Consider the following 3,973-nt stretch of genomic DNA (forward strand, 5'->3'; position numbering starts at 1 on the left):
GTGGCGATCTCGGCCGGCGGGCGCGGGGTGTCCACGGCGGTGTAGGCGATGCCGTGGCCGCCGCCGAGGTCCAGTTCGGCCAGCTGAACGCCGTGCGCGTCCCGCACCTCGGCCAGGAACGCGAGCACGCGGCGGGCGGCGAGGGCGAAGCCGTCGGCCTCGAAGATCTGGGAGCCGATGTGGCAGTGCACGCCGAGCAGGTCCACGGAGTCGGACTGCAGGGCGAGGTCCACGGCCACGGACGCCGGCGAGCGGCCGGCGACGTTGCCGTCGTCGTCCCCCGTGGACGGGGCCAGGGAGAGGCCGAACTTCTGGTCCTCGTGCGCGGTGGCGATGAACTCGTGGGTGTGGGCGTGCACGCCCGGAGTCAGGCGGAGCATCACCGGCGCCGTCAGCGAATGCTGGGCGGCGAGCTCGGCCAGGTGCCGCAGCTCGTCCACGGAGTCCACGATGATCCGCCCCACGCCCTGGGTGAGCGCGTCCAGCATCTCGGCGTCCGACTTGTTGTTCCCGTGCAGGCCGATGTGCGCCGGGTCCACGCCGGCACGCAGGGCGATGGCGAGCTCGCCGCCGGAGGCGGTGTCCACGCGCAGGCCCTCCTCGGCGGCCCAGCGGGCGGTGGACAGGGTGAGGAAGGACTTGCCGGCGAAGTAGACGTCCGCTCCCCCGCACAGGTCGGCGAAGGCGGCGTCGAAGCCGGCCTTGAAGGCGCGGGCGCGGGCGCGGAAGTCGTCCTCGTCCACCACGAGCAGCGGGGTGCCGAAGGTCTCGGCGAGCTCGGCGGCGGTGTTGCCCTGCACGGTGAGCTGTCCGGCGGCGTCACGGTCCACGCCGGCGGCCCACAGCGGCGCCGTCAGCGCGTTCACGTCCCCGGGGCGGGCAGCCAGTCCGGGGCCAGGGCAGAGACGCCCGCAGCCGGGCGCGGGGCGGGGTCCTTCCCGACGACGGCGCCTCCGGTGGTGTTCTCGGGCTCACTCACAGCGGGCCTCCTCACATCTTGGCCGGGGCGGAGACGCCGAGCAGGTCCAGGCCGTTGCGGAGGACCTGGGCGGTGGCGTCGTTGAGCCACAGGCGGGTGCGGTTGACGTCCTGCACGGCGCCGCGGGTGCCGTCCTGCTCGGGGGCGGGGACGATGCGGCATGCGGCGTACCAGGAGTGGTAGGCGCCGGCGACCACCTCGAGGTGGCGGGCGATGCGGTGCGGCTCGCGCAGGCGGGCGGCCATGCCCACCACGGACGGGAACTCGGCCAGTTGGGCGAGCAGCTCGCCCTCGGTCGGGTGCGTCAGCAGGGAGGCGTCGAACGCGGAGCGGTCCACGTCGTGTGCGGCGGCGGTGTCGGCGGCGTTGCAGGCGCGGGCGTGGGCGTACTGCACGTAGAACACCGGGTTGTCGTTGGTGGCCGAGCGCAGCAGCTCCGGGTCGATGGTGATCGGCGAGTCGGCCGGGTAGCGGGCCAGGTCGTAGCGCAGCGCGTCGCGGCCGAGCCACTCCACGAGGTCCTTGAGCTCGATGATGTTGCCGGCGCGCTTGGAGAGCTTGGCGCCGTTGACGGAGATCAGCTGGCCGATGAGGATCTCGATGTTCTGCTGCGGGTCGTCCCCGGCGGCGGCCGCGATGGCCCTGAGCCGGCCCACGTAGCCGTGGTGGTCCGCACCGAGCAGGTAGACCTTCTCGGTGAAGCCGCGGTCCCGCTTGTCCAGGTAGTAGGCCGCGTCCGCGGCGAAGTAGGTGGGCTCGCCGTTGGCGCGGATCAGGACGCGGTCCTTGTCGTCGCCGAAGGCGGTGGTCTTGAGCCAGACGGCGCCCTCGCGGTCCTCCACGTGTCCCTGCTCGCGCAGGCGCTCCACGGCCTGCTGGATGGCGCCGGTGTCGTGCAGGCGGCGCTCGGAGGTGAACACGTCGAAGTGCACGTCGAAGGCGGTGAGGGTGTCCTTGATGTCCTGCATCTGCAGCGCGTAGGCGGCCTCGCGGACCACCGGGCGGGCGGCCTCGTCCGTGAGCTCGCGGACCTCCGGGTGGTCCTTGGCCACCTGGTCGGCGAGGTCCTGCACGTACTGGCCGGGGTAGCCGCCCTCCGGGACCTCGCGCCCGTGCAGGCGGGAGAGCACGGAGTCGGCGAAGACGTTCATCTGGTTGCCGGCGTCGTTGACGTAGTACTCGGCGGTGACGTCCGCACCCGAGGCGCGCAGCAGGCGGGTGATGGCGTCGCCCAGGGCGGCCCAACGGGTGTGGCCGATGTGCAGCGGGCCGGTGGGGTTCGCGGACACGAACTCCATGTTCACCACGTGGCCGGCCAGGGCGTCGTTGTGGCCGTAGGTGTCCCCGGCCTCCACGATCTGGCGGGCGAGCTGCCCGGCGGCGGCGGCGTCCAGGGTGATGTTGAGGAAGCCGGGGCCGGCGACGTCCACCTTCGCGACGCCCTCCTGGGCGCCGACACGCTCGGCGAGGACGGCGGCGAACTCGCGCGGGTGCATGCCGGCCTTCTTGGCGAACTGCATGGCCACGTTGGTGGCCCAGTCTCCGTGCTCGCGGCTGCGGGGACGCTCGACGCGGACGCGCTCCGGGGAGAGCTCGTCGCGGAGGGTCTCCGGCAGGGCGCCGTCCTCGACGGCGGCCAGCAGCTGGGCATGGATGAGAGAGGCGAGTTCTTCAGGCTTCACGGGGCCAAGTCTAGGGGCGGGGCGCGGTACGCGTCGTCCTGTGGCACGGGGGTCCGGCTGGTGGCACCGGCCACTCGAGTCAGCCAGGTTCCTGCGCACCCTGGACGGCCGGCGGATGACGTCCTGCACGCCGGGCTTCGACATGCGAACATGAGGAAGATGAGCGACCGCCCCACGAGCTCTTCTGACTCGCCCGGTTCCGACTTCGTACCGGCACCGAACCAGGGTGACGAGCCAGAGGTGTACGAGATCGAGAACGCGGCGATCGACCATGAAGGCACCTTGTGGTCCGCCCTTCACGAGGCAGCCCCGTGGAAGGACAGGACGCTGTTGGACCTGGGAGCAGGCACCGGCTTCTGGCTGCCGCGGTACACCGCTGCCGAAGTGACGTTTGCGGTGGAACCGGATGCACGCCTCTTGGAGGCAGCCCGAGCCCGCCCCGGTAGCGCCCAGGTGCTGCAGGGCTCTGCGGAGCACATCCCCTTGCCTGACGACAGCGTCGACGTCGTCCACGCACGATTCGCCTACTTCTTCCCCCACCCGCGCTGGGATGTGCGTCCCGGTCTTGCTGAAGTGGCCAGGGTGCTGCGACCCGACGGCGCGCTGGTGGTGATCGACAACGACACCGAGCGGGGACAGTTCGCGGAGCTGCTGCGGGCCAGCGCCCCCAGTGCAGAGCAGGGGAACGACACCTATGCCCGGCGGTGGTGGCACGAGGCCGGTGCCACGACCCACGAGGTGATGAGTTCCTGGACCTTCGCCTCCCGCGCCGACCTCGAGGCCGTCCTACGCCTCGAGTTCCCCCAGGCCTTGGCAGAGGGCTGGCTCGCCGCGCACCCGACGGCCACGTCGTTGACCTACGGTTACCTGCTGCACGTCTGGCACCCGACGTCCGCAGTCCCTGCTCGATGACGCGTCACGCCGTGGCTCAGCGGCCGTCGCGCCGCCACGCCTCCAGTCCCCCGGCGAGCGTGTGCAGCGTCGCGGCGAGCTCGGGCCTCGCGGCGGCGACCGCCTCCCGTGCCCGTGCAGAGCGGACGCCGGCGGCGCACCAGAGCAGCACCGGTCTCGGCGCCGTCGAGGCCGAGCCGGTCCGGGGCATCGAGCACCTCCGTCAGCGGCAGTGCCGGTCAGTGCCGCCGCGGCGTCTCCGATCCGGTCCACCCGGCGCTCCCATCCCTCGCGCACGTCCACGAGCGTCAGGCCTGCGCGGGCCTCCGGATCCGCGAGCAGGGCGGCGAGCGCCGCGGGGGCCAGCTCGCCCGGGGTCTCCCCGGCAGCAGGTGCCTCGGCGCCGTCGGTCTCGGCCGGC

Annotated in this window: 3 protein-coding genes and 1 pseudogene; 1 reads left to right on the forward strand and 3 read right to left on the reverse strand. The window is 72.6% G+C overall.

Annotated elements, in window-relative coordinates; translation table 11 throughout:
- Nucleotides 1-898 (reverse strand): annotated as a pseudogene (locus AC2W7A_RS10135) (diaminopimelate decarboxylase family protein); the annotation flags it as partial.
- Between the two features lie 92 nt (nt 899-990).
- On the reverse strand, nt 991-2,661 hold the full coding sequence (gene argS / locus AC2W7A_RS10140) for an arginine--tRNA ligase (RefSeq protein WP_485991246.1): 1,671 nt from the start codon (nt 2,659-2,661) through the stop codon (nt 991-993).
- A 240-nt stretch (nt 2,662-2,901) separates the two neighbouring features.
- On the opposite strand from argS, the gene AC2W7A_RS10145 reads away from it, so the two are divergent.
- Nucleotides 2,902-3,573, forward strand: coding sequence for a class I SAM-dependent methyltransferase (locus tag AC2W7A_RS10145; protein ID WP_485991247.1), 672 nt, complete (start codon nt 2,902-2,904; stop codon nt 3,571-3,573).
- A gap of 16 nt (nt 3,574-3,589) precedes the next feature.
- Here the strand turns inward: AC2W7A_RS10145 and AC2W7A_RS10150 are convergent, their stop codons facing one another.
- Entirely contained in the window at nt 3,590-3,763 is a 174-nt protein-coding gene (locus tag AC2W7A_RS10150; protein WP_485991248.1) for a hypothetical protein, read from the reverse strand.
- Nucleotides 3,764-3,973: the final 210 nt, after the last annotated feature.

The organism is Micrococcus sp. LASM2_SD2, assembly GCF_057364565.1.